At 72.5% G+C, this 23,600-nt stretch carries 27 protein-coding genes; 4 read left to right on the top strand and 23 right to left on the bottom strand.

Features of this window, described 5'->3' with window-relative positions; all coding sequences use genetic code 11:
- Positions 1–38: 38 nt before the first annotated feature.
- Positions 39–614, top strand: a complete 576-nt coding sequence (locus ACFYMO_RS23755) for a hypothetical protein (RefSeq protein ID WP_388548720.1) — start codon at positions 39–41, stop codon at positions 612–614.
- Between the two features lie 108 nt (positions 615–722).
- On the opposite strand, the gene ACFYMO_RS23750 is transcribed toward ACFYMO_RS23755, so the two are convergent.
- From ACFYMO_RS23750 to ACFYMO_RS23730, 5 genes are all read right to left on the bottom strand, one after another.
- Complete coding sequence (locus ACFYMO_RS23750; protein WP_366772439.1) at positions 723–938, bottom strand: hypothetical protein; 216 nt, start codon at positions 936–938, stop codon at positions 723–725.
- Positions 939–1,097: 159 nt separating this feature from the next.
- Positions 1,098–1,769, bottom strand: coding sequence for a tRNA (adenosine(37)-N6)-threonylcarbamoyltransferase complex ATPase subunit type 1 TsaE (tsaE, locus tag ACFYMO_RS23745; protein ID WP_388548717.1), 672 nt, complete (start codon positions 1,767–1,769; stop codon positions 1,098–1,100).
- Positions 1,699–3,096: an alpha/beta fold hydrolase gene (locus ACFYMO_RS23740; RefSeq protein ID WP_366772438.1), complete on the bottom strand. Its 1,398-nt coding sequence runs from the start codon at positions 3,094–3,096 to the stop codon at positions 1,699–1,701. The genes tsaE and ACFYMO_RS23740 overlap by 71 nt, the downstream gene beginning before the upstream one ends.
- Before the next feature lie 83 nt (positions 3,097–3,179).
- Positions 3,180–4,358 (bottom strand): alanine racemase, encoded by a 1,179-nt coding sequence (gene alr, locus ACFYMO_RS23735; protein ID WP_388548868.1) that lies wholly within the window; start codon positions 4,356–4,358, stop codon positions 3,180–3,182.
- Between the two features lie 157 nt (positions 4,359–4,515).
- Positions 4,516–5,073, bottom strand: coding sequence for a DinB family protein (locus tag ACFYMO_RS23730; RefSeq protein ID WP_366772437.1), 558 nt, complete (start codon positions 5,071–5,073; stop codon positions 4,516–4,518).
- A gap of 159 nt (positions 5,074–5,232) precedes the next feature.
- Between ACFYMO_RS23730 and ACFYMO_RS23725 the strand changes: the two genes are divergently transcribed.
- The gene (locus ACFYMO_RS23725) at positions 5,233–5,760 is read left to right on the top strand and encodes a GNAT family N-acetyltransferase (RefSeq protein ID WP_388548712.1); all 528 of its coding nucleotides are present in this window, start codon (positions 5,233–5,235) and stop codon (positions 5,758–5,760) included.
- 75 nt (positions 5,761–5,835) lie between these two features.
- On the opposite strand, the gene ACFYMO_RS23720 is transcribed toward ACFYMO_RS23725, so the two are convergent.
- From ACFYMO_RS23720 to ACFYMO_RS23710, 3 genes are all read right to left on the bottom strand, one after another.
- Positions 5,836–7,326 carry an NAD(P)H-hydrate dehydratase gene (locus tag ACFYMO_RS23720; RefSeq protein ID WP_366772435.1) on the bottom strand — a complete coding sequence of 497 codons (1,491 nt, stop codon included), beginning with the start codon at positions 7,324–7,326 and terminating at the stop codon, positions 5,836–5,838.
- Between the two features lie 50 nt (positions 7,327–7,376).
- A complete protein-coding gene (locus ACFYMO_RS23715) occupies positions 7,377–7,745 on the bottom strand; it encodes a holo-ACP synthase (RefSeq protein WP_019354917.1) in 369 nt (122 codons plus the stop codon).
- 121 nt (positions 7,746–7,866) lie between these two features.
- The gene (locus ACFYMO_RS23710) at positions 7,867–8,112 is read right to left on the bottom strand and encodes a hypothetical protein (protein ID WP_276478286.1); all 246 of its coding nucleotides are present in this window, start codon (positions 8,110–8,112) and stop codon (positions 7,867–7,869) included.
- 215 nt (positions 8,113–8,327) lie between these two features.
- Between ACFYMO_RS23710 and coaA the strand changes: the two genes are divergently transcribed.
- The gene (gene coaA / locus ACFYMO_RS23705) at positions 8,328–9,314 is read left to right on the top strand and encodes a type I pantothenate kinase (protein ID WP_366772434.1); all 987 of its coding nucleotides are present in this window, start codon (positions 8,328–8,330) and stop codon (positions 9,312–9,314) included.
- Positions 9,315–9,441: 127 nt separating this feature from the next.
- Here the strand turns inward: coaA and glmM are convergent, their stop codons facing one another.
- The 4 genes from glmM to ACFYMO_RS23685 form a co-directional block, all read right to left on the bottom strand.
- Positions 9,442–10,815, bottom strand: a complete 1,374-nt coding sequence (gene glmM, locus ACFYMO_RS23700; RefSeq protein WP_366772433.1) for a phosphoglucosamine mutase — start codon at positions 10,813–10,815, stop codon at positions 9,442–9,444.
- Positions 10,816–11,090: 275 nt separating this feature from the next.
- Positions 11,091–11,594 (bottom strand): 30S ribosomal protein S9, encoded by a 504-nt coding sequence (gene rpsI / locus ACFYMO_RS23695; protein WP_019354921.1) that lies wholly within the window; start codon positions 11,592–11,594, stop codon positions 11,091–11,093.
- Between the two features lie 42 nt (positions 11,595–11,636).
- A complete protein-coding gene (rplM, locus tag ACFYMO_RS23690) occupies positions 11,637–12,080 on the bottom strand; it encodes a 50S ribosomal protein L13 (protein ID WP_366772432.1) in 444 nt (147 codons plus the stop codon).
- Positions 12,081–12,398: 318 nt separating this feature from the next.
- The gene (locus ACFYMO_RS23685) at positions 12,399–14,072 is read right to left on the bottom strand and encodes an ATP-binding cassette domain-containing protein (protein WP_366772431.1); all 1,674 of its coding nucleotides are present in this window, start codon (positions 14,070–14,072) and stop codon (positions 12,399–12,401) included.
- Positions 14,073–14,138: 66 nt separating this feature from the next.
- Here ACFYMO_RS23685 and ACFYMO_RS23680 point away from each other — a divergent pair, with 66 nt between their 5' ends.
- Positions 14,139–15,059 (top strand): hypothetical protein, encoded by a 921-nt coding sequence (locus tag ACFYMO_RS23680; RefSeq protein WP_366772430.1) that lies wholly within the window; start codon positions 14,139–14,141, stop codon positions 15,057–15,059.
- Between the two features lie 137 nt (positions 15,060–15,196).
- On the opposite strand, the gene truA is transcribed toward ACFYMO_RS23680, so the two are convergent.
- The 11 genes from truA to secY all read right to left on the bottom strand — a co-directional run bounded on the left by truA (position 15,197) and on the right by secY (position 23,521).
- Positions 15,197–16,057 carry a tRNA pseudouridine(38-40) synthase TruA gene (truA, locus tag ACFYMO_RS23675; RefSeq protein WP_366772429.1) on the bottom strand — a complete coding sequence of 287 codons (861 nt, stop codon included), beginning with the start codon at positions 16,055–16,057 and terminating at the stop codon, positions 15,197–15,199.
- Between the two features lie 95 nt (positions 16,058–16,152).
- Positions 16,153–16,644, bottom strand: coding sequence for a 50S ribosomal protein L17 (rplQ, locus tag ACFYMO_RS23670; RefSeq protein ID WP_366772428.1), 492 nt, complete (start codon positions 16,642–16,644; stop codon positions 16,153–16,155).
- A 124-nt stretch (positions 16,645–16,768) separates the two neighbouring features.
- Positions 16,769–17,791 carry a DNA-directed RNA polymerase subunit alpha gene (locus tag ACFYMO_RS23665; protein WP_019354927.1) on the bottom strand — a complete coding sequence of 341 codons (1,023 nt, stop codon included), beginning with the start codon at positions 17,789–17,791 and terminating at the stop codon, positions 16,769–16,771.
- Between the two features lie 149 nt (positions 17,792–17,940).
- Positions 17,941–18,567 (bottom strand): 30S ribosomal protein S4, encoded by a 627-nt coding sequence (rpsD, locus tag ACFYMO_RS23660; RefSeq protein WP_019354928.1) that lies wholly within the window; start codon positions 18,565–18,567, stop codon positions 17,941–17,943.
- Between the two features lie 25 nt (positions 18,568–18,592).
- Positions 18,593–18,997, bottom strand: a complete 405-nt coding sequence (gene rpsK / locus ACFYMO_RS23655; protein WP_016473404.1) for a 30S ribosomal protein S11 — start codon at positions 18,995–18,997, stop codon at positions 18,593–18,595.
- 67 nt (positions 18,998–19,064) lie between these two features.
- A complete protein-coding gene (gene rpsM, locus ACFYMO_RS23650) occupies positions 19,065–19,445 on the bottom strand; it encodes a 30S ribosomal protein S13 (RefSeq protein ID WP_019354929.1) in 381 nt (126 codons plus the stop codon).
- A 174-nt stretch (positions 19,446–19,619) separates the two neighbouring features.
- A complete protein-coding gene (gene rpmJ, locus ACFYMO_RS23645) occupies positions 19,620–19,733 on the bottom strand; it encodes a 50S ribosomal protein L36 (protein WP_003956441.1) in 114 nt (37 codons plus the stop codon).
- 66 nt (positions 19,734–19,799) lie between these two features.
- Positions 19,800–20,021: a translation initiation factor IF-1 gene (gene infA / locus ACFYMO_RS23640; protein ID WP_003948620.1), complete on the bottom strand. Its 222-nt coding sequence runs from the start codon at positions 20,019–20,021 to the stop codon at positions 19,800–19,802.
- Between the two features lie 300 nt (positions 20,022–20,321).
- The gene (gene map, locus ACFYMO_RS23635; protein ID WP_360290891.1) at positions 20,322–21,158 is read right to left on the bottom strand and encodes a type I methionyl aminopeptidase; all 837 of its coding nucleotides are present in this window, start codon (positions 21,156–21,158) and stop codon (positions 20,322–20,324) included.
- 399 nt (positions 21,159–21,557) lie between these two features.
- Entirely contained in the window at positions 21,558–22,208 is a 651-nt protein-coding gene (locus ACFYMO_RS23630; RefSeq protein ID WP_027760768.1) for an adenylate kinase, read from the bottom strand.
- Entirely contained in the window at positions 22,208–23,521 is a 1,314-nt protein-coding gene (secY, locus tag ACFYMO_RS23625) for a preprotein translocase subunit SecY (protein WP_019354932.1), read from the bottom strand. Before secY ends, ACFYMO_RS23630 begins: the two co-directional genes overlap by 1 nt.
- Positions 23,522–23,600: the final 79 nt, after the last annotated feature.

The raw sequence follows: 23,600 nt of genomic DNA, 5'->3' as shown, positions 1-23,600 counted from the left end.
CCGCAGGAGCCCGCGGGCAGGAGAGGTGGCAGCGCACGGTGGCACGCAGCAGCGGCAGCAGCGCCGGGGTGATCGTGGCCGGGCTGACGGCGGCGGCGCTCGCCGTGGTCGGCTTCTTCGCATACCAGGCGTCAGCCGCCCAGGACCGCTCCGAGAAACCGTCAGCGGCCAAGTCGGCCAAGCCCTCTCCCGGCGCCTCGGACGGGAAGAACCGCACCCCCGCCGAGCGGGACACCGCGCTGCCCGGCGACTCCGGCCGGGGCCATCGCGTCGTCTACGCGCTGAAGCGGCAGCGGGTGTGGCTGGTCGGCAAGAACGGCAAGGCCAGCATGACCTTCGAGGTCTTCCCCAGCACCGTCGACCCCGAACCGGGCGCCTACCAGGTCACCTCGCGCGCCTCCCATGTGACCGGCTCGGACGGTGTTCCGGTCGAGAACGTGGTGCGGTTCGCCGATGTGGACGGTGTCACGGTCGGCTTCAGCGCGGCACTCGACGGCTCGACGCCGGAGCCGGACGCCTCCCGCAGGACGGGCGGCATCCGCGAGAAGCGCGCCGACGGTGAGGCGCTGTGGCTGCACGCGCCCATCGGGACCCGCGTCGTGGTGGTGCGCTAGCACCCCCGTTCACCCCGTTGCGGGCTCCCGGGATGCGCGGGCCGCACCACCCGCGGCGTGCGGCTGCCGGTCGCGTACGGGCACGGCGGCCGCTTACGGGCACAGCCCTCAGCGGCGTGTGGAAGGTGCCCGCCCAGCCGGGGTGGTCTCCTCGTCGGGAGTCCCGGTGTCCGAGGGCGGGCTGGAGACGGCGGCCGCGGCGGCGCAGGACGCGAGCAGTTCACTCATGGGCGGCGTGCCGTGCGGGGTGTGTCCACCGGCGGACGCCGACTCGTCCCGCGCGGGCGCGTGCGGCGCCCGCTGCTGAGACTGCTGTGCGGTCATGGCTCCTCCAGGGGCGTCGGCACGGTGGCACCTGGACATACACTTAGGCATACCTAACCGTGCTCTCACCTCCCATGGGACCACGGTCCGCGCCGACCGCGCAACATCTTGCCGACACCATGTCGGCACGCCGGGGCGCCCGGACCGGGCGCCGGGCGGCTATCCGAGGGCTCCGAAGTCCTCCGCGGCCCAGCGCGGTCCGACCCCCACGAGAGTGACCGTCCGCACGTCCTCGGCCGCCTCCGGCCCGGAGTCGCCGACGCCGTCGCCGGAGGGCCCAGCACCCTCGCCGGGCGAGGCGTCCTGGCCCGTCGCACGGGTGAGGACGACGTGCAGACGCTGCTCGGTGAGCTCCTCTACCTTGCCCTCGCCCCACTCCACGACGACCACCGAATCCGGCAGCGAGACGTCCAGATCCAGGTCCTCCATCTCCTCCAGTCCGCCGCCCAGCCGGTAGGCGTCCACATGCACCAGCGGCGGGCCGTCCGCCAGCGGCGGGTGCACGCGGGCGATGACGAAGGTGGGCGAGGTCACGGCGCCGCGCACACCCAGGCCCTCGCCCAGGCCGCGCGTCAAGGTGGTCTTCCCGGCGCCGAGTTCACCCGTCAGGAGGACGAGGTCACCGGCGCGCAACAGTCCGGCCAGCCGCAGGCCGAGCGCCCGCATGGCGTCGGCGGTGGGCACGGTGAGGGTGGCCTCGTTGCGCGGGCCGCCCCCCGTACCGTCAGGGGCGCCGGTACTGCCGGTGCTGCCGGTGCCGTCAGCGCCGGTGCGGTCGCCGGGAGGAGCCTGCGGAGGCGGAGCGGGATGCTGGTCGTGCGGTGCTTCCATGGGTCCGGATGGTACGCGCCAGCAACTCGGCCAGCTGCTCGTTCACCGGCTCCGGACGCTCCAGCATGGCCAGGTGACCGGTCGCCTCCAGGAGCACGTACGCGGCGCCCGGCAGCGCCACCACGATCCGCTCGCTGTGCTCGCTCGGCGTCATCAGGTCCCGGTCCCCGGCCAGCACCAGCGCCGGGCGGTCGGCGAAGGCGGACAGCGCGGCGGTCTTCTCGTGCTCGGCGAAGGCGGGATAGAACTCCGCGACGACATCCACCGGCACGGACTCGATCAGCCGCTCCGCGAACCGCGCCACCCCCGGGTCCACCTCGCGGGGGCTGCCGAACGAGTACCGCTTGACCACCCCGGCGAACAGGTCGGCGGTGACCCGGCGGCCGCGCTCGACCAGCTCGGACTGGGCCGCCAGCGCGCGGAGCACCCCCGGCACCACCCGGCGCACGGTGCGCACCCCGGCGGCCGGCAGCCCGTAGGTCACCTCGCCGAGCCCGCCCGCGCTGGTGCCCAGCAGCGCCACACCCGCGACGCGCTCTTCGACATACTCCGGGTACTGCTCGGCCAGCGCCATCAGCGTCATCCCGCCCATCGAATGACCCACCAGCACCACCGGCCCCTCGGGTGCGGCGGCGTCGAGGACGGCCTTCAGATCGCGTCCCAGCAGGTCGATGGAGACCGGCTCGCCGGCCGCGGCCCGCGCCGAGCGGCCGTGGCTGCGCTGGTCCCAGTAGACGCACCGGACGGCGCCGCGCAGCGCGGCCCGCTGGAAGTGCCACACGTCCTGGCTGAGGCAGTAGCCGTGCGAGAACACCACGGTCAGCGGCGCGCTGCCGGTGCCGCCCCGGCCCCGCACCAGCTCCACCAGCCGCGACCAGTACCCGGCCACCGGCCCGGCAGCACCCTCGGCCGCGTCCCGGCCGCGCCGCGATGCCGACTGCGCCCCGGGCAGCGGGACCGGGCTGACCTCGGGACCGCCCAGCCCGTCGCCGGACCCGGGGGCGGGCACCGCGGGGCCGGTGCGCGGGAGCGGAAAGTCGGCGGGCTCTTCGACCTCGTAGTACAGCTCCGTACCGTCCGCGGCCCGGACCCGGCCGGGGGTCCCCCGCAGCGTGCCGTACGGCCCCGCGGCGTCCAGCGCGAGCCGCGCCTTGCGGCGTACGGAACGGTGCACGGTGAGGCGTTCGAGCGCGACCCCGGCCGCGACGGCGCCGAGGGCGGCGCCCGCGACACCCGCCCGGCGGGTCCAGCCCGCCCCGCCGGAGGCGCCGGACGCGCTGCCGGCGACCGCCCCGACCGCGTCCCGTGTGCTGCTGCCGTCGCTCATGACCGCCCCCGTCCGTCCCGTACGCGCGGATCCGTCCCGTCCGTCACCGGTGTCCGCGGCCGACCGCCGTGCCGCTGCCCGGCTCAGGCCTCGGCCTGCTCATTGGCGTATACCCGGGGTACCCGCGCGCTGATCCGGGTGACGATCTCGTAGGAGATGGTGCCCGCGGCGCGGGCCCAGTCCTCGGCGGTCGGCTCGCCGCCGTCGCCAGGGCCGAAGAGGACGGCGCGGTCGCCCGCCGCCGCCTCGTCGCCGCCCAGGTCGACGACGAACTGGTCCATGGCCACCGTGCCGGCGACCGTGCGCCACTTCCCGGCGACCAGCACCGGACCGGCGCCGGACGCGTGCCGCGGCAGGCCGTCGCCGTAGCCGAGCGGAACCAGCCCCAGGGTCGTCTCGCCCGGGGTGGTGTAGGCGTGCCCGTAGCCGACCCCGTGGCCGCCGGGCACCTGCTTGACCAGCGCCAGCGAGGCGCTGAGCGTCATCGCCGGGCGCAGCCCGAGGCTGTCGGCCGTACCGACCTCCGGCGACGGGGAGAGCCCGTAGACGGAGACACCGGTACGGACGAGGTCGAAGTGTGACTCGGGCAGCGTGAGGGTCGCGGGGGAGTTCGCGTGGTGCCGCACCTCGGGGTCGAGCCCGGCGCGCTCCGCGACCGCGACGGCCTCCCGGAAGGCGTCGAGCTGCGCGGCGTTGGCGGGGTGGCCCGGTTCGTCGGCGCAGGCGAAGTGCGCCCACACCCCGGTCACCCGCAGCGCGCCCTCCGCCTCGGCCGCCCGCGCCGCCGCCACCAGCCGCGGCCAGTCGGCGGGCTGGCAGCCGTTGCGCCCGAGCCCGGTGTCCACCTTCAGATGCACCCGCGCGGTGCGCCCGGTCGCGCGGGCCGCCGCCACGATCTCCTCCAGCGCCCAGTGGCTGCTCGCCGAGACGTCGATGTCCCGTTCGACGGCCTCCTGCCACGGCCCGCCCGGCGTCCACAGCCAGCACATCAGCCGGCCGGTGTCCCCGGCGTCCCGCAGCGCGAAGGCCTCCTGCGGGGTGGCGGCCCCCAGCCAGCCGGCCCCGGCCTGCCGTGCGGCCCGGGCACAGCGCACCGCACCGTGCCCGTAGCCGTCCGACTTGACCACGGCCATCAGCTCGGCCCGCGGCGCGTAGCCGCGCAGAGTCCGCACGTTGTCCCGCACCGCGCCGAGATCGATCTCGGCGCACGCCCGGCCGGGTTCGGCGGGGGCCCCGCCGGGACGCGGGGCGGAGGCCGACACACGCCGACCGGACGAGGGTCCGCTCCCGCCGCACTCGGCAGCCGCCCGTCCGGCGTCGGCGTCGTCCGCGCCGGGGACGGGCAGGTGGGTGGGGCGGGACACCTGTGGCACGTCGTTCACGGGTTCAGTGTCGCAGGTGCCCGGATCGGCGCGGCCCTCAGTAGCCGGTCGCGCCGTCGAGGCGTTCGCGCAGCAGGTCGGCGTGGCCGCAGTGGCGCGCGTACTCACCGATCTGGTGGAGGAGCACCCGGCGGACCGAGACGGGTTCGCCCGTGCGCGCGTGCGTACCGGTCGCGTCCAGGTCCCTGGCCGCGACGATCTCGCGGGAGCGCGCGCACTCCGCACGCCACACCGCCAGTGCCTCGGCCGGGTCGCCCGCCAGGGAGTCGAAGTCCTGGTCGGGGTCGTCGTCCGAGTAGTACAGCAGCGGCACCTCCTCCCCGGCGAGCTGGATGCGGAACCACCAGCGCTCCACCCCGGCCAGGTGCCGCAGCAGTCCGTGCAGGGTCAGCCCCGAGGGCGGTACCGCGCGCTCCGACAGCGCCTCGGCCGGCACACCCGTGCACTTCAGCAGCAGCGTCTCCCGGTAGTGGTCGAGATAGCGGGTCAGCAGCTCCCGCTCGTCCCCCACCAGCGGCAGCGGATCCCGGTTGTCGTCCCCCCACGGCACGGAGAACGCGGTCGGCATCGCGCCCGCGGCGCTCTGTTCGCTCATGTACGGAGTGTGGCACCGCCCACCGACAGCGCGGGTCGGCGTCCCCGGCGGGGCCTGCCGGGGACCGGCGGAACCGCCTCGCCGGAGCGCCGGCGCAAGCACCCCCGGGGACAGCGAAAAGGCGTTGCCGGGCTCTGCAGGGGTTCGGACAATGACCCCGTGACGTGGACCATTGAACCCGAACCTGTGCAGAGCCCGGCCGCGGTCGCCACAGTGCGCACCTACATCGGCGAGATCGCGGGCCGCTACTACGGCCGCCCCGCGACCGAGCAGGAGATCGACGCGGCGCTGGTCGCGGAGCCGGACGACGCGCTCACCCCGCCCGCGGGAGCCTTCCTGCTGGCCCGCGGGCACGCCGACGGAGCCGTCGCCGGCTGTGCGGCCGTCCTGATGATGACGCCCACGACGGCCGAACTGCGCCGCGTCTGGGTCGCCCCGCACGCCCGCAAGGGGGGCCTGGGCAAGCTGCTGGTCGACGCCGCCGAGCGCACCGCGCTGCGGATGGGTGCCGCGACGGTGCGGCTGGACACCCGGCACGACCTGGTGGAGGCCAGGCGGCTGTACGCGCGGCTCGGGTACGAGGAGATCGCCCCGTTCAACGACTCGCCCTACGCGGACCACTGGTTCGGCAAACAGCTCACCCCGGCGCCCGTCCCGCCGCAGGAGCAGACGGCCGCCCCGGAGTAGGCCACCGGCCCCGGCGGCCCCGGAACGGGCCGCGGTGCCGGGCCCAGCGCACGACACCGCGGCGCGGCAGGCGGCTCACGCCCCCCGCAGGACGTCCTGCCACGCGGGGGCCAGCGCCTCGGCGAGGTCCGTCGCGGCGGGCGGGTCGGTGGCCAGCCGACCGGCGAGGCCGTGCAGATAGGCGGCGGCGGAGGCGGCGTCGAGGGCTGAGAGTCCGGCCGCCAGCAGTCCCCCGGCCAGCCCGGTGAGCACGTCACCGCTGCCCGCCGTCGCCAGCCACCCCGTACCGGTCGCATTCACCCGCACGGGGGCCATCGGGGCGTCGCCGGTGCCGGGCGGTTCGGCGACCAGCGTCGTGGAGCCCTTGAGCAGCACGGTGGACCCGGTGCGCCGGGCCAGCTCGCGCACCGCGGCCAGCCGGCCCGCCTCGACGTCCTCGCGGGCCGTGCCGAGCAGCGCCGCGGCCTCCCCGGCATGCGGCGTCAGCAGAGTGGGGGCGGTACGGGCACGCACCACGTCCGGGTCCATCAGCCGCAGCCCGTCCGCGTCCACGAGCACGGGGACGTCCCCGGCCAGCACCTCCTCGACGGCCTGCCGGGCGGCCGGTTCGTCGCCCAGCCCGGGGCCGACGGCCCACGCCTGCACCCGCCCGGCGTGCCCGGGCGGGCCCTCGGAGACCAGGGTCTCCGGATAGCGGGAGACCACCGCCTCCGTTCCCGGCCCCACGTACCGCACCGCGCCCGCGCCGCTGCGCAGCGCCCCGGAGACGGCCAGCACGGCGGCCCCCGGATAGCGGCCGGAGCCGGCGACGACGCCGACGACGCCGCGCCGGTACTTGTCACTCTCCGCCTGCGGCCTCGGCAGCAGGCGGGCCACGTCGGCGTGCTGCAGGGCCGCCACGTCCGGGACGGCGGGCAGGTGGGGCTCCAGACCGATGTCGATCAGCCGGACGGCGCCGGCCAGCTCCCGGGCGGGGTCGACCAGCAGGCCGGGCTTGTACGCGCCGAAGGTGACCGTCGCCTCGGCGGGCAGCACCGGGCCCGGCACCTCGCCGGTGTCGGCGGCCACCCCGCTGGGCAGGTCGACGGCGACGACCGGCACCCCCGCCTGCCGCACCAGGTCGGCCAGTTCGACGGCGGCGGGCCGCAGCCCGCCCGTGCCGCCGATCCCGACGATCCCGTCCAGCACCAGATCGGCGCGGGCCAGCACGGGAGCCACCGGCGGGGCGACGCCCTCCACCACCGCACCGGGCGCGGGCAGCGCCCGTCCCCCGGCGGCCCGCAGCGCGGCCAGTCCACCCTCGTGCGCGCGTTCGGGCGCCAGCAGCACCGCCGTCACCCCCGCGCCGCGCCGGGCGAGCCGGGCACCCGCATAGAGGGCGTCCCCGCCGTTGTCGCCGCTGCCGACGAGGAGCACCACCCGGGCTCCGTAGGTCCGCCCCAGCAGGCCGCTGCACGCCGCCGCCAGTCCGGCGGCGGCACGCTGCATCAGCGCGCCCTCCGGCAGTCGGGCCATGAGCGCCGCCTCGGCGGCACGCACGGTCTGCACCCCGTAACCAGTCCTCATGCCCCCAGTGTGGCGTCCGTCGCATCCGGTCGCGCCCCGGGGGGCCGGGCTCAGCCCTCCGCGACGACGACGGCCGAGGCGACCCCGGCGTCGTGCGAGAGGGAGACGTGCCAGCCCCGCACTCCCAACTCGGCGGCGCAGGCCGCGACCGTGCCCCGGACCCGCAGATAGGGCCGCCCCGAGTCGGCGGTGCACACCTCGGCGTCGGTCCAGCGCAGTCCGCCGGGCGCGCCCAGCGCCTTGGCCAGCGCCTCCTTCGCCGCGAACCGGGCGGCCAGCGAGGCGGTGCCGCGGCGTTCGCCGCTGGGCAGCCACAGCTCGCGGTCGACGAAGATCCGGTCCGCCATGCCGGGGGTCCGCGCCAGCGAGGCGGCGAAGCGGTCGATCTCCGCGACGTCGATCCCCACTCCGATGATCATTGCTGTCCCACTTCCGCACACCCCGTCCCGGCCCTGCCGTCCTGCCGCGGCCGCGCCGCGGATCACCGACGGGGCGAGGGTACGCGCCGCGAGGGCGCGGAACGGGCTCTCCCCCGCCGGGTCACTCGCCGCGTGCCATGCGCTCTATGGCGTCCTCCATCAGTTCCAGGTACTCCGACTCCTCGCAGCGCGGCTTGCTGCCCATCACGTACAGCTCCAGCGAGTCCGTCAGGTCCTCGGTCAGGTCCTCGTCGGGGAGTCCGTCGGCCAGGTCGCTGTAGACGTGCCCGGCGTGGCCGGTCAGCGCGGCGGCATCGGAGGTGCGGCGGAGGCGGGGGCGACGTATGCGGCTCAAGGGGTGCGACATGGGCGGAACATAGCCCCCATCGGCACACCACGTACACCGTTTGTCCGCAGATTGTCCGACCGATATGACCGGCGGCCGCCCGTACAGCAGGCCGACCGCCCGCGACGACCCGCCCACCGCACCGCCCGCAGACGGCGGCCAACGGCGTACCGGGGTCACCGGAGGTCCGAACCCCCGGCCGCCGGCACCCCGCACCGCCCGCGCAGAATGGCACCGTGCCCACGAAGCCCTACGTCGACCTCGGCCGCTCGGAGTGGAGCGCCCTGCACGAGCGCACCCCGCTCCCGCTGACCGCCACCGAGGTCGAGGCCCTGCGCGGACTCGGCGACGTCATCGACCTGGACGAGGTGCGGGACATCTACCTGCCGCTGTCCCGGCTGATCAACCTGTACGTCGCGGCCACCCACGAGCTGCGCAGGTCCCTCAACGCCTTCCTCGACGACCCGCGCCGCCCCGAGCGGCCCGCTCCACAGCGCGGCACACCGTTCGTGATCGGCGTGGCGGGCAGTGTCGCGGTCGGCAAGTCCACCGTCTCCCGGCTGCTGCAGGCGCTGCTCTCCCGGCCCCGGCCGCCGGGCGAGGAGTCCCCGCTGCCGACGCACCCCCGCGTCGAGCGGGTCACCACGGACGGCTTCCTGCTGCCCACCGCCGAACTGGAACGGCGGGGGCTGATGTCCCGCAAGGGCTTCCCCGAGTCCTACGACCGGCGCGCCCTCACCCGGTTCGTCGCCGACGTCAAGGCGGGGAAGCCGGAGGTGACGGCTCCGGTCTACTCGCATCTGCACTACGACATCGTCCCCGGGGAGCGGCTGACCGTGCGGCGGCCCGACATCCTCATCGTCGAGGGCCTCAACGTCCTCCAGCCGGCACTGCCCGGCAAGGACGGCCGCACCCGGCTGGCCGTCGCCGACCACTTCGACTTCTCCGTCTACGTGGACGCGCGCACCTCCGACATCGAGCGCTGGTACCTGGAGCGGTTCCGGGCGCTGCGCGCCACCGCGTTCCAGGACCCGCGCTCCTACTTCCACCGGTTCACGGCCGTCTCCGAGGCGGAGGCCCTCGACTACGCGCGCACCACCTGGCGCACCGTCAACGAGCACAATCTGCGGCAGAACATCGCTCCCACCCGGGGCCGGGCCACCCTCCAGCTCCACAAGGCGGCCGACCACACGGTGCAGCGGCTGTCCCTGCGCAAGCTGTGACCGCGGCGGGCGGGCGTGGAGCCGGACCGGGAATCGGGCCGGGGGCAGGCGGTGACCGGGACCAGCCGAGGGGACCCGAGGGCCGGCGGGAGGCGCCGCGCCCCGCACCCGGTCACCGCGGTGCCGGTCAGCCCAGCGCGCGCTTGACCACGTCGGCGAGCCGCCCCGCGACCGCGCGCGCATGCTCGATGTCCGCGGCCTCCACCATCACCCGCACCAGCGGCTCGGTGCCGGAGGGCCGCAGCAGCACCCGGCCCGTCTCCCCCAGCTCCCGCTCCGCCTCCGCGACGGCGGAGAGCAGCTCGGGCGCTGTCGCCACCCGCGCCTTGTCCACGTCCGGTACGTTCACCAGCACCTGCGGCAGCCGCTCCATCACCCCGGCCAGCTCCGCCAGCGGCCTGCCGGTGGCGGCGACGCGCGCGGCGAGCATCAGACCGGTCAGCGTGCCGTCGCCGGTGGTGGCGTGGTCGAGCACGATCACATGCCCCGACTGCTCGCCGCCGAGCGAGAACCCGCCGCGCTTCATCTCCTCCAGCACATAGCGGTCGCCGACCGCCGCCTGCAGCAGCTCGACGCCCGCCCGCTCCATGGCGAGCTTGAAGCCGAGGTTGGACATCACCGTCGCGACGACGGTGTCCTTGCGGAGCTGCCCGGCCTCCTTCATGGCGAGTGCGAGAACGGCGAGGATCTGGTCGCCGTCCACCTCGTGCCCGGCCCCGTCGACGGCCAGGCACCGGTCGGCGTCGCCGTCGTGCGCCACGCCGAAGTCCGCGCCGTGCCGTACGACGGCCTCGCGCAGTCCGTCGAGGTGGGTCGAGCCGCAGTCGTCGTTGATGTTGAGGCCGTCGGGGTCCGTGCCGATGGTGACCACGTCGGCCCCCGCCCGCCCGAACGCCTCCGGCGAGACGCGCGCGGCGGCGCCGTGCGCCCCGTCGATGACGACCTTCAGCCCGTCGAGCCGGTTCGGCAGCACCCCGACCAGGTGGGCGACGTAGTTGTCGAAGCCCTCGTCGTAGTCCTTGACCCGGCCCACCCCGGCACCGGTGGGCCGCGCCCACGGCTCGCCGGCCGCGTGCTCGCGGTGCAGGGCCTCGATCCGGTCCTCCAGCTCGTCGGCCAGCTTGTGGCCGCCGCGGGCGAAGAATTTGATGCCGTTGTCGGGCATCGGGTTGTGGCTGGCCGACAGCATCACGCCCAGGTCGGCGCCGAGGGAGCCGGTCAGATACGCCACGGCGGGCGTCGGCAGCACACCGACTCGCAGCACGTCGACACCCGCGCTGGCCAGCCCCGCCACGACAGCGGCCTCCAGGAACTCGCCCGAGGCCCGCGGGTCCCGGCCCACGACGGCGACCGGCCGGGAGCCATCCCGCTCCGACTCGGCGCCGGGCTGCGCCTCGGTGAGCACATGAGCCGCCGCGACGGACAGCCCGAGCGCCAGTTCTGCCGTCAGCCCCTCATTGGCGACGCCGCGTACGCCGTCGGTTCCGAAGAGTCGTGCCACAGTCGTTCCTCCGAGTTCTGGGGGCGTTGTGCGGGATGGTGCGGGTTGTTCACCGGGCGGATCCCGGAAGGCCCGGCACACCAGGTATACGCCCCGTTGCCGACGTGGTCGGCGTGGCCGCGCGGGCGCCGCCGTTCGCGGCGCCGGATGTGTGCCGGGGCCGGGCCGGATGCCGAACCGGGAGTCGGGTCCGGGCCCGAACGACCGATGCCCCGTCGGCACCGAAGAGAGGTGCCGACGGGGCATCCGGAAAGCTCGCAGCAGCGAGCGCCGGGTCAGCGCTTGCTGTACTGCGTGCCCTTGCGGGCCTTCTTGAGACCGGCCTTCTTGCGCTCGACCGCGCGGTCGTCACGCGTGAGGAAGCCGGCCTTCTTCAGCGGGCCGCGGTTGTTGTCCACGTCCGCCTCGTTCAGCGCACGGGCCACGCCCAGGCGCAGCGCACCGGCCTGGCCGGAGATGCCGCCGCCGGAGATGCGGGCGACCACGTCGTAGCGGTCGTCCAGCTCCAGCACCTTGAACGGCTCGTTGACTTCCTGCTGGTGCACCTTGTTGGGGAAGTAGCCCTCCAGGGTGCGACCGTTGATCTTCCACCGGCCGGAGCCCGGGATGATCCGGACACGGGCGATGGCGTTCTTGCGACGACCTGTGCCGGCGGCCGGCTGCGGGTCGCCGAAGCGGGAGGCGAGGGACTCGGAGGTGTACTCCTCCGGCGCCTCGGGGGTCTCGGTCGTGTACTCCTCGACGCCCTCGACAGGGGTCTCGGCGGTGGTCTCGGCCACGATTCTCCTCAGCTTCTCTTCTGTCTTAGGGGGTGGCCGGACTTACTGCGCGACCTGGCTGATCTCGAACGGCACGGGCTGCTGGGCACCGTGGGGGTGCTGGTCGCCCGCGTAGACCTTCAGCTTCGAGAGCATCTGACGGCCCAGGGAGTTCTTGGGGAGCATGCCCTTGACGGCCTTCTCCACCGCCTTCTCCGGGGTCTTCTCCAGCAGCTCGTCGTAGCGGACGGAGCGCAGACCACCCGGGTACCCGGAGTGGCGGTAGGCCATCTTCTGGGTGCGCTTGTTGCCGGAGAGGTGCACCTTGTCGGCGTTGATGATGATGACGAAGTCACCGGTGTCGACGTGGGGCGCGTACACGGGCTTGTGCTTACCCCGCAGGAGAGTGGCGGCCTGGGAGGCCAGCCGGCCGAGGACGACGTCCTGGGCGTCGATGACGTGCCACTGGCGCTGAATGTCGCCAGGCTTGGGGCTGTACGTACGCACGGTCGTAGCCTTCGCTTCTTCAGTGATTGGGTCCTGACAGGGCCAACCAGGCAGATCACGACAGGCAAGATCGCATGCGGTGACGCATCCGCATGCTGATCGCTGGTCATCGACCGGTAGGCCGGTGTATAGACCCCCCACGTGAGAACAGGCAAGCCAATACACACAACGAACCAGCAGGATACCGACCCTCCCCCGCAAGGGTCAAAACAGCCCCCCGGACGGCCTCCCCGCCCAGCCCGGGACCGGGGACCCGGGACCCGCCGGCCGACCCGGCCGCACCGTACGGCCGCCGGGCAGCGGCACCGCCCCACGGCCTCACCGCTTCCGCGCCACCCGGGCCTCGTCCCACACCGGCTCCGCGGACTCCCGGACCCGGCCGTCGGCACCGAAGACGAGATAGCGGTCGAAGGAGCGGGCGAACCAGCGGTCGTGCGTCACCGCCACCACCGTCCCCTCGAATGCCTCCAGCCCCTCCTGCAACGCCTCCGCCGACTCCAGGTCCAGGTTGTCCGTCGGCTCGTCCAGCAGCAGGGCCGTGGCCCCGGCCAGCTCCAGCAGCAGGATCTGGAAGCGCGCCTGCTGCCCACCCGACAGCCGCTCGAAGGCCAGCTGCGCCTGCCGCGTCAGTTCGTACCGGCGCAGCACCGACATCGCGGCGCCGCGGTCCCGGGCGTGCTCCTTCCACAGGATGTCCAGCAGAGTGCGGCCCTCCAGTTCGAATGAGGAGGTGCCGGCGCTCAGCGCCGTCGATGAGGGGCGGTGGCCGGGCGGCGGGTGGGCGTGGGTCTGCGCGAAGTGGCCCGGCACCACGCGGGCGCCCAGCTTCCAGGCACCCGTGTGCGCCACCTCCCCACCGGCCAGCAGCCGCAGGAAGTGCGACTTGCCCGAGCCGTTGGAGCCCAGCACCGCGACCCGCTCCCCGTAGAAGACCTCCAGGTCGAAGGGGTGCATCAGACCGGTCAGCTCCAGGCCCGCGCAGGTGATCGCCCGCACCCCGGTGCGGCCGCCCCGCAGCCGCATCCGGATGTCCTGCTCACGCGGCGGCTCCAGCGGCGGCCCCGCCTCCTCGAACTTCTGCAGCCTGGTGCGGGCCGCCTGCAACCGCGAGGCCATGTCGGAGTTGAAGGCGGCCTTCTGCTTGTACATGACCACCAGCCGCTTGAGCTTCGCGTGCTCCTCGTCCCAGCGCCGCCGCAACTCCTCGAACCGCGCGAACCGCTCCCGGCGCGCCGCGTGGTACGTCTCGAAGCCGCCTCCGTGCACCCACACATCGCTGCCCGCAGCGCCCGGCTCCACGCTGACGATGCGATCGGCGGCCCGGGCCAGCAGCTCCCGGTCGTGGGAGATGAACAGCACCGTCTTGGCCGTCTCGCGGAGCCGGTCCTCCAGCCACCGCTTGCCGGGGACGTCCAGATAGTTGTCCGGCTCGTCCAGCAGCAGCACCTCGTCCGTGCCGCGCAGCAGCGACTCCAGGACGAGCCGCTTCTGCTCGCCGCCCGAGAGGGTCCGCACCTGCCGCCACTGCGCCTTCTCGTAGGGGGCGCCCAGCGCGGCGACCGTGCACACGTCCCACAGCGTCTCCGCCTCGTACCCGCGTGCCTCCGCCCAGTCGGCGAGCGCCTGCGCGTACTGCATCTGCGCCGCCTCGTCGTCGACCGTCATCACCGCGTACTCGGCGTCGTCCAGCGCCCGAGCCGCCGCCCTGATCCGCGGGTGCGCCACGGAGACCAGCAGGTCGCGGACCGTGCTCTCGTCCCGGACACCGCCCACGAACTGCGGCATCACCCCCAGACCGCCGCTGACGGTCACCGTGCCGCCGTCCGGGGTGATCTCCCCGGCGATCAGCCGAAGCAGCGTCGTCTTGCCCGCGCCGTTCGCCCCCACCAGCGCCACCGAGGAGCCCTCGCCCACGCGCAGCGACGCATCGTCGAAGAGCGCTCTCCCGTCGGGCAGCAGGAAATCCAGGTGCGCGACTTCGACATGTCCCATGAACCCGATTGTCACGGTCCGACGACGCCCGATCCAAGCGAATATCACGCGCAATAGGATGCGGTCATGAGCTTTGGGCAGGGGGGACCTCCGTGGGGTTCCCAAGGCGGACCCGACGGGCACTGGGGCGGCGGCCCCGGCGAGCAGAACTCCGGGCACCTCGGCGGACCGGCCCCCGACTGGGCGGCACTCGCCGAGCAGGCCGAGCGCAGCCGCGCCCGGCGGCGGCGCTGGCTGATGGCGGGCGGCGGAGCTCTGGCGACCGCCGCCGTGGCGGGCATCGTCGCGGTGGCCGTCGTCAACGAGAACGGTTCGCAGGCCTCCGACAAGCCCTCGGACAGCCTGCCGCCCTCCTCCAGCGTCCCGCCGGGCGACAAGGACCCGGAACCGACCTTCAAGGACGAGCCGCCGCCCCCGGCGCCGCCGCGCGACTTCATCTCGGACGCCTCCCGGGACAAGGCCCCGCTGAGCGCCAAGACGCTCTACCCCACCCGCCGCGTGACCATCAACGACCATCCCTACAAGCTGACCAAGACCGACTCCAGCAAGAACTGCGCGGCGGCCGCGCACGCGGGACTGGGCCCCGTGCTGACCCGCAACGACTGCACCGCCCTCTTCCGCGCCACCTACACCCACGACGGCATCGCCGTCACCGTGGGGATCGCCGTCTTCAAGGACGCCGCCACCGCCGAGAAGGTCAAGAAGCAGTACCAGCCCAACCTGGTCGCGCTCCCCGGCGGGGGCGTCCCCGACTTCTGCCGTACGGTCACCTGCCGCACCACGGCCAACTCGCTGGGCCGGTACGCGTACTTCACCATCGCCGGCCGCACCGACGGCCAACCCTCCGGAGCGGGCGACAAGAAGGCCCAGCAGGCCGCCCTCGACGGCTCCAACTACGCCTACGCGCGAGTTCTCAAGCGCGGCAAGGACCAGTCGGAGGCGGCGGCGAAGTCCCCGGAACCGGAGAAGTCCTCCGAGTCGGACTGACCGCCGGAGCGTCCCGGCGGGTACCCACCGGGTTCCCGGCGCCCGGCAGCCACCCGCGCCGGGCCGGGCAACAGCGCGCTCGGCAGAGCGACCATGCGCCGCGGCACTCGACCGCGGCGCCCCGGGGCGCCGCGCCGTCAGCAGCAGCCCGCGGCGGCGCCGCGGCCGGGCAGCGGGGGGAGGGTGCGCTTGTTGCGGGAGGCCAGGTTGCGGGCCGCCAGCTCCGAGTCCGCCGGGTAGCCGACCTCCTCCAGGGTGAGGCCGTGCGGGCGCACCACATGGACGGCGGAGTCCCGCACACCCGCGGCCAGCACCCGCGCGGGCCACTCCGGGGGGCGGTGGCCGTCGCCGACGAAGAGCATGGCACCCACCAGGGCGCGCACCATGTTGTGGCAGAACGCGTCGGCCCGCACGGTCGCCTCCAGCACCCCGTCCGGGCGGCGCACCCAGGCCAGTTGCTGCAGCGTGCGGATGGTCGTCGCACCCTCGCGCTTCTTGCAGTACGCCGCGAAGTCGTGCTCCCCCAGCAGCCCGCGGGCCGCCTCGTTCATGGCGTCCAGGTCCAGCGGCCAGTTGTGCCAGAGCACATGGCCGCGCAGCAGCGGATCGGCGCCCCCGGGATGATCGGTGACCCGGTAGGCGTAGCGCCGCCAGATCGCCGAGAACCGGGCGTCGAAGTGCGTCGGCGCCTCGCCGACGCGGCGGACCCGGACGTCCATCGGGAGCCGGCCCGCCAGCCGGCGCAGCAGCTGCGTGCCGTGCTCGGCCCACACCTCGGCGGGCAGGTCGACGTGTGCGACCTGCCCTCTGGCGTGCACTCCCGCGTCGGTGCGCCCGGCGACGGTCAGCTCCGGGGTCTCGTCGCGCCGCAGGACGACCCGCAGCGCGTCCTCGATCTCGCCCTGGACCGTGCGCCGGGCGTGCTGCCGCGCCCATCCGGAGAACTCACGTCCGTCGTAGGACACATCCAGCCGCACTCGCACCAGGTCGTTCGTCACGGCCCGATCCTCTCATCCGGCCCGGACCGGGAACGACGAGCGGGCCCGCCCCCCGGCAGGGGAACGGGCCCACTCGTACGTCAGCCGTGCGGTGCTCAGGCGTCCTTGGACTCGCCCTCGGCGTCGGCCGACTCCTTCTTCAGGTCGGCGACGGCCTCGTCACCGGCGGCGTCCTTGGCGGAACGCTTGGTCGCGGCCTCGGCCTCGCCGACCGCGGCCTGCTGCACGGTCAGCGGCTCCACCAGCTCGATGACCGCCATCGGGGCGTTGTCGCCGCGACGGGGGCCGATCTTGGTGATGCGGGTGTAGCCACCGGGACGGTTCTCGTACCGGGGACCGATCTCGGTGAAGAGCGTGTGGACGACGCTCTTGTCCAGGACGGTGCGCATGACCTGGCGACGGTTGTGCAGGTCGCCCTTCTTCGCCTTGGTGATCAGACGCTCGGCGACCGGACGCAGGCGGCGGGCCTTCGCCTCGGTCGTCGTGATGCGGCCGTGCTCGAACAGCGCGGTCGCCAGGTTGCCCAGCATCGCCTTCTGGTGCGCGGCGCTGCCGCCCAGGCGGGGACCCTTGGAGGGCTTCGGCATGGTGTCTCTCCTTCGTTGTCACTGCACCGGCCGTGTCAGGCACCGGAGGCAGTCCCGGCCGTGCGAGGTACCGGGGAGGGGTTCACGGGGGCTCCGGGCGGAGCCCCCGACGGTCGGCAGTCGCTCAGTACTGCTCGGTCTCGACGAACCCGGCGTCCGCGTCGTCGTCGGCGCCGAAGGCGTCGGCGGCGGCGGTCGGGTCGAATCCGGGCGGGCTGTCCTTGAGGGCCAGGCCCATCCCGGCCAGCTTCGCCTTGACCTCGTCGATGGACTTCGCACCGAAGTTGCGGATGTCCAGCAGGTCGGCCTCGGAGCGGGCCACCAGCTCGCCCACCGAGTGGATGCCCTCGCGCTTGAGGCAGTTGTAGGAGCGGACCGTCAGCTCCAGCTCCTCGATCGGCAGCGCCAGGTCGGCCGCGAGCGCGGCGTCCGTCGGCGACGGGCCCATGTCGATGCCCTCGGCGTCGACGTTCAGCTCGCGGGCCAGGCCGAACAGCTCGACCAGCGTCTTGCCCGCGGACGCCATGGCGTCGCGGGGCCGCATGGCCTGCTTGGTCTCGACGTCGACGATCAGCTTGTCGAAGTCGGTGCGCTGCTCGACTCGGGTCGCCTCGACCTTGTAGGTGACCTTGAGGACGGGCGAGTAGATGGAGTCGACCGGGATCCGGCCGATCTCCTGGCCCACCTGCTTGTTCTGCACGGCGGAGACGTAGCCGCGGCCGCGCTCGACGGTCAGCTCCATCTCCAGCTTGCCCTTGCCGTTCAGCGTGGCGAGGACCAGGTCCGGGTTGTGCACCTCGACACCGGCCGGCGGCGCGATGTCCGCGGCGGTGACCAGGCCCGGGCCCTGCTTGCGCAGGTACATCACGACCGGCTCGTCGTGCTCGGAGGAGACGACGAGGGACTTGATGTTGAGGATGAGGTCGGTGACGTCCTCCTTGACGCCCGGCACGGTGGAGAACTCGTGCAGGACACCGTCGATCCGGATGCTGGTCACGGCAGCACCGGGGATCGAGGAGAGGAGCGTACGACGCAGGGAGTTACCGAGGGTGTAGCCGAAGCCCGGCTCCAGCGGCTCGATCACGAACCGGGAGCGGAACTCGTCGACGACCTCTTCGGTCAGGGAAGGGCGCTGAGCGATCAGCATGAGATGTTTTCCTCCAGTTTTCGGCAACCGCTATTTGATGCCGGTACTGCAAGGGTACGGGCGGTCCGGCCGAAACCGACCGGAACCGCCCCGCACCCGAGTGAGCGGACCCGGCGGACCCGGGCACGCTCGACGATCAGCCGCCTCGGCTACTTCGAGTACAGCTCGACGATGAGCTGCTCCTGCACCTGGGTGTCGATCACCTGGCGCTCGGGCATCGAGTGGACGAGGATCCGCATCTTCGCCGGAATGGACTCCAGCCACGCCGGAACGGTCTTCTCGCCGGCCTCCGCAGCCGCCACCTGGAAGGGGGTCAGGTTACGGGAGGACGGACGGACCTCGACGATGTCGTTGACGGAGACCCGCGCCGAGGGGATGTCGGTCTTGCGACCGTTCAGCGCGATGTGACCGTGCTTGACGAGCTGGCGGGCGTGGTCCCGGGACTTGGCGAAGCCGGCCCGGTACACGACGTTGTCCAGACGGGTCTCCAGAATCCGCAGCAGGTTCTCACCCGTCTTGCCCTGCTGTCGGTTGGCCTCGTTGAAGTACCCGCGGAACTGCTTCTCCAGCACGCCGTAGATACGGGCGGCCTTCTGCTTCTCGCGCTTCTGCAGCAGGTACTCGGAGTCCTTGGTGCGCCCGCGCCCGTGCTCACCCGGGGGGTAAGGACGGATCTCGATCGGGCACTTCGCGCTCTCGCACTTAGCTCCCTTGAGGAAGAGCTTCTGCTTCTCCCGACGGCAACGCTTGCAGTCGGCCCCGGTGTAACGCGCCATGTGTGGTGATCTCCTACTTCAGTTCTCAGACCCGGCGACGCTTCGGCGGGCGGCAGCCGTTGTGCGGGGTGGGGGTGACGTCCTGGATGGAGCCGACCTCGAGGCCGGTGGCCTGGAGCGAGCGGATCGCGGTCTCACGGCCGGAGCCGGGACCCTTGACGAAGACGTCGACCTTCCGCATGCCGTGCTCCTGCGCGCGGCGCGCCGCGTTCTCGGCGGCCATCTGCGCGGCGAACGGCGTCGACTTGCGCGAGCCCTTGAAGCCGACGTGGCCGGCGGAAGCCCAGGAGATCACGTTGCCGGTCGGGTCGGTGATCGAAACGATGGTGTTGTTGAACGTGCTCTTGATGTGAGCGTGCCCGTGGGCAACGTTCTTCTTCTCCTTGCGGCGCACCTTCTTGGCGCCGGCCGTACGGCCCTTCGGAGGCATATAGAGATAACTCCCGTGAGGTGGTCGGTCCTACAACGCGGACCGCTTGCAGCGTGTCCGGTGTGGACTACTTCTTGCCCGGCTTCTTCTTGCCGGCGATGGCGCGACGCGGGCCCTTACGGGTGCGGGCGTTGGTCTTCGTGCGCTGGCCGTGGACCGGGAGACCGCGCCGGTGACGCAGGCCCTCGTAGCAGCCGATCTCCACCTTGCGGCGGATGTCGGCCTGGATCTCACGGCGGAGGTCACCCTCGACCTGGAGGTTGTTGTCCACGTATTCGCGGAGCTTGACCATCTCCTCCTCGTCCAGGTCCCGGACGCGGGTGTCCGGGCTGACCCCGGTCTCGCGCAGGGTCTGCTGGGCAAGGGTGCGGCCGATGCCGAAGACGTAGGTGAGGGCGACCTCGACGCGCTTCTCGCGCGGGAGGTCGACGCCAGCGAGGCGTGCCATGGATGTGGCTCCTGATGATTTCGTCGGAGGTCTGAAGCAGTCCCGCTCCCGTCCCCTGGAGGACAGGTCCCCGGCCTCCGACCGGGGGTGTCGACACCGCGTACGGCGCCGGGTTCTGCTTATGCAACTGTTGCTCGCGTCGCGCGAAGGAACTGCGAAAGGCAGGTCGTCTAGTCAGCCCTGGCGCTGCTTGTGGCGCAGGTTGTCACAAATGACCATGACCCGTCCGTGGCGGCGGATCACCTTGCACTTGTCGCAGATCTTCTTGACGCTCGGCTTGACCTTCATGGTGTGAGGTTCTCCGGGTCTGGCCTTCTCCCCACGGGAGCGGGGAAGCCGGCACGATCTGTCGATCTACTTGTAGCGGTAGACGATCCGTCCGCGCGTCAGGTCGTAGGGAGACAGCTCCACCACGACCCGGTCGTCGGGAAGGATACGGATGTAGTGCATCCGCATCTTGCCGCTGATGTGCGCGAGGACCTGGTGCCCGTTCTGGAGCTCAACCTTGAACATCGCGTTCGGGAGAGACTCGACGACGGTGCCCTCGATCTCGATGGCCCCTTGTTTTTTGGCCATGCTTGAGCGCTTCACCTTCCGGGATCGGCTACCTGGGAGGCCCGGGCTCGCCGATGGCAAACGGGTACACCTGGGCCGACGAGCCAGTCTACGACACCGCTCCCCGAATAGACGAATCGGGGGAGTCTCCCCGCGGCGCGCACTGCCTAATCCGCCGAGCCGCGATCCGGGCCGATTCACCCGGGTGGGTCCACCTGGGTGGCTCCGGGGTGGGTCCGGAGCCGGAAACCCCCCGGGGCCCGGGACGGAGGACCGGGCGCGCGCCGGAAGCCTCCGGACCGCTCCGCGGCGACCGGGCGCTCAGCCCAGCGGGTCCGGCGCGGCCTCGATGCCGAGCTCGGCCAGCTTGGCGCGGCCGCCGTCCGGCGCGGTGAGCACCAGCGGCCCCTGCTCGGTGAGGGCGATCGAGTGCTCCCAGTGGGAGGACCAGGTGCCGTCGTTCGTCTTGACCGTCCAGTCGTCCGACAGCACATGCGTACGGGCCGTGCCCAGGCTCACCATCGGCTCGATGGCCAGGCACATCCCCGGCACCAGCTTCGGGCCCCGGCCGCGGCGCCGCTCGACGTAGTTCAGCAGGTGCGGGTCCATGTGCATCTGCGAGCCGATGCCGTGGCCGCCGTAGTCCTCGATGATCCCGTACTTGCCGCCCGCCGGGCGCGGCTGCCGCCGGATGTAGCTCTCGATCGCCTTGGAGATGTCCACCAGCCGGTTGCCCTTGCGCATCGCGGCGATGCCGGCCCACATCGACTCCTCCGTCACCCGGCTCAGCTCGCGCAGCTCCGCAGAGTGCCCCTCGCCGACGAAGACGGTCAGCGCGGCGTCCCCGTGCCAGCCGTCGATGATCGCGCCCGCGTCGATGGACAGCAGGTCACCGGCCTTGAGGACGGTCTCCTTGCTGGGGATGCCGTGCACCACGACCTCGTTCACCGAGGTGCAGATGTTCCCGGGGAAGCCGCCGTACCCGAGGAAGTTCGGCTTCGCACCGTGGTCGGCCAGCACCTTCGCCGCGACCTCGTCCAAGTCCTTCGTGGTCGCGCCGGGCACCGCGGCCTCGGCGCACGCCCGGTGCATGGCCGCGACGACCAGCCCCGCCTCGCGCATCTTCGCGATCTGCTCCGGGGTCTTGATCTCGACCATGCCGACGTCCGCCTTCCCTGGCCGACGGCTCCCGCCGCCGACTGCTCCCTGTACGAAAACTGCCCCCACAAGTCTGCCAGCCCCGGTCCGGAGGCGGGAACGCCGTCCCGGCCACCGTTCCCCGGCGCAGCCAACCTGCCCCGCCGGTCCCCGGCGCGGCCACCTGCCGCCGGTCCCGGCCCGCGGGCGCGGGGGCCGCCGCCCGGCCGGGCCCGTCGCGGGCCGCGGTCGCACAGGTGCCGTCTCCCCTCCCGGTCCGGGCGACGCCCGCGGTCCGGAAGGCAGCCGGAACAGCCGACGGGGCCGGACCCCTGGTCCGGCCCCGTCGCAACGGCCGATGCCCGGCGCGGCGTGCACGCCCCGGGCTCCCGGGCGCCGCTCTCGCGCGCCCGGTCCCTGCTACTCCGCGGAGATCGCCTGCATCGCGCGCTCCGTCACCTCGCTGACCGCACCCAGCGCGGAGATCGTGGTCACGAGCCCCTGCGCCTTGTAGTGGTCGATGATCGGCTCGGTCTCGCTGTGGTAGACCTCGAGCCGCTTGCGCACGGTCTCCTCGCGGTCGTCCTCACGCTGGTAGAGCTCGCCGCCGCAGGTGTCGCAGACGCCCTCGGTCTTGGCGGGGCTGTACTCGACGTGGAAGACGTGGCTGCTGTCGTTGCGGCAGATCCGCCGACCGGCGATCCGCTTGACGACCTCGTCCTCGGGGACCTCCAGGTCGAGCACCGCGTCCAGCTTCAGACCGGTCTCGTCCAGGTAGCCGTCCAGCGCCTGGGCCTGGGCGATGTTCCGGGGGAAGCCGTCGAGCAGGAAGCCGCCCGCGGCGTCCTGCTCCTCCATGCGCCCCTTGGCCATCCCGATGGTGACCTCGTCGGGGACCAGCTGGCCGGCCCGCATGTACTCCTGCGCTTTCTGCCCGAGCGGAGTGCCCTGGCTGATGTTGGCGCGAAAGAGGTCGCCGGTGGCGATGTGCGGGATCGCGAGGTTCTTGGCGAGGAACGCGGCCTGCGTCCCCTTGCCTGCACCAGGCGGCCCGACCAGGACGATACGCATCAGCGGAGGAACCCTTCGTAATGGCGCTGCTGAAGCTGGCTCTCGATCTGCTTCACGGTCTCGAGACCGACGCCCACGATGATCAGGATGCTCGTTCCGCCGAACGGGAAGTTCTGGTTGGCGTTGAACATGATCAGCGCGACGGTCGGCACCAGTGCGATCAGACCCAGGTACAGAGAGCCGGGCCACGTGATCCGGTTCAGCACGTAGCTCAGGTACTCCGCGGTGGGACGACCAGCCCGGATACCCGGGATGAAGCCACCATACTTCTTCATGTTGTCGGCAACTTCTTCGGGGTTGAAGGAGATGGCGACGTAGAAGAAGGCGAAGAAGACGATCAGCAGGAAGTAGGTCGCGATGTAAAGCGGGTGGTCACCCTTTACGAAGTGCGACTGGATCCACTGCGCCCAGCCCGCCTGGGATCCGCTGAACTGCACGATCAGCGCGGGGATGTAGAGCAGCGACGAGCCGAAGATGACGGGAATCACACCGGCCTGGTTGACCTTCAGCGGAATGTAGGTCGAGGTGCCGCCGTAACTCCGTCGGCCGATCATGCGCTTCGCGTACTGCACCGGAATACGGCGCTGGGCCTGCTCGACGAAGACCACCAGGGCGACCATCGCCAGGCCGCAGAGGATGACCGCACCGAACTCGATCCAGCCGTCCGCGAGCTTGCCCTGCTTCTTGATGGCCCACAGCGCGCCGGGGAAACCGGCCGCGATGGAGACGAACATCAGGATCGACATGCCGTTGCCGATACCGCGGTCGGTGATCAGCTCGCCCAGCCACATGATCAGGCCGGTACCCGCGGTCATCGTGATGACCATCACAATGGTGCTGAAGATCGACTGGTCGGGGATGATCTGACTGGCGACGCTGCAGCTCTGGAAGAGGCTGCCGCTGCGCGCGGTGGCGACCAGACCGGTGGCCTGGAGGATGGCGAGCGCGACGGTCAGATAACGGGTGTACTGCGTGATCTTCGCCTGTCCGGCCTGCCCCTCCTTCTTCAGAGCCTCCAGCCGGGGGATGACCACCACCAGCAGCTGCAGGATGATGCTCGCCGTGATGTACGGCATGATCCCGAGCGCGAAGATGGTGATCTGCAGCAGCGCGCCACCGCTGAACATGTTGACCAGGCCGAAGAGGCCCTGCGCGCCCTTGGCCTCGTCCATACAGGCTTGGACGTTCTCGTAGCTGACGCCCGGCACCGGAACGTGCGCTCCGATTCGGAAGAGCACCATGATGCCGAGCGTGAAGAGCAGCTTCTTGCGCAGGTCGGGCGTCTGGAACGCCCGGGCGAACGCGGTGAGCACGGTGCCTCCTGCGCCCCCCGCGATCTACTGGCGCGAGAGGTGACGGTCTTGAGGATCGACAGTTATCAACGTGGTGCCA

The sequence above is a fragment of the Streptomyces sp. NPDC007025 genome, assembly GCF_042869455.1.
Lineage (GTDB): Bacteria > Actinomycetota > Actinomycetes > Streptomycetales > Streptomycetaceae > Streptomyces.
This window is presented reverse-complemented; position numbering and strand designations above follow the sequence as displayed.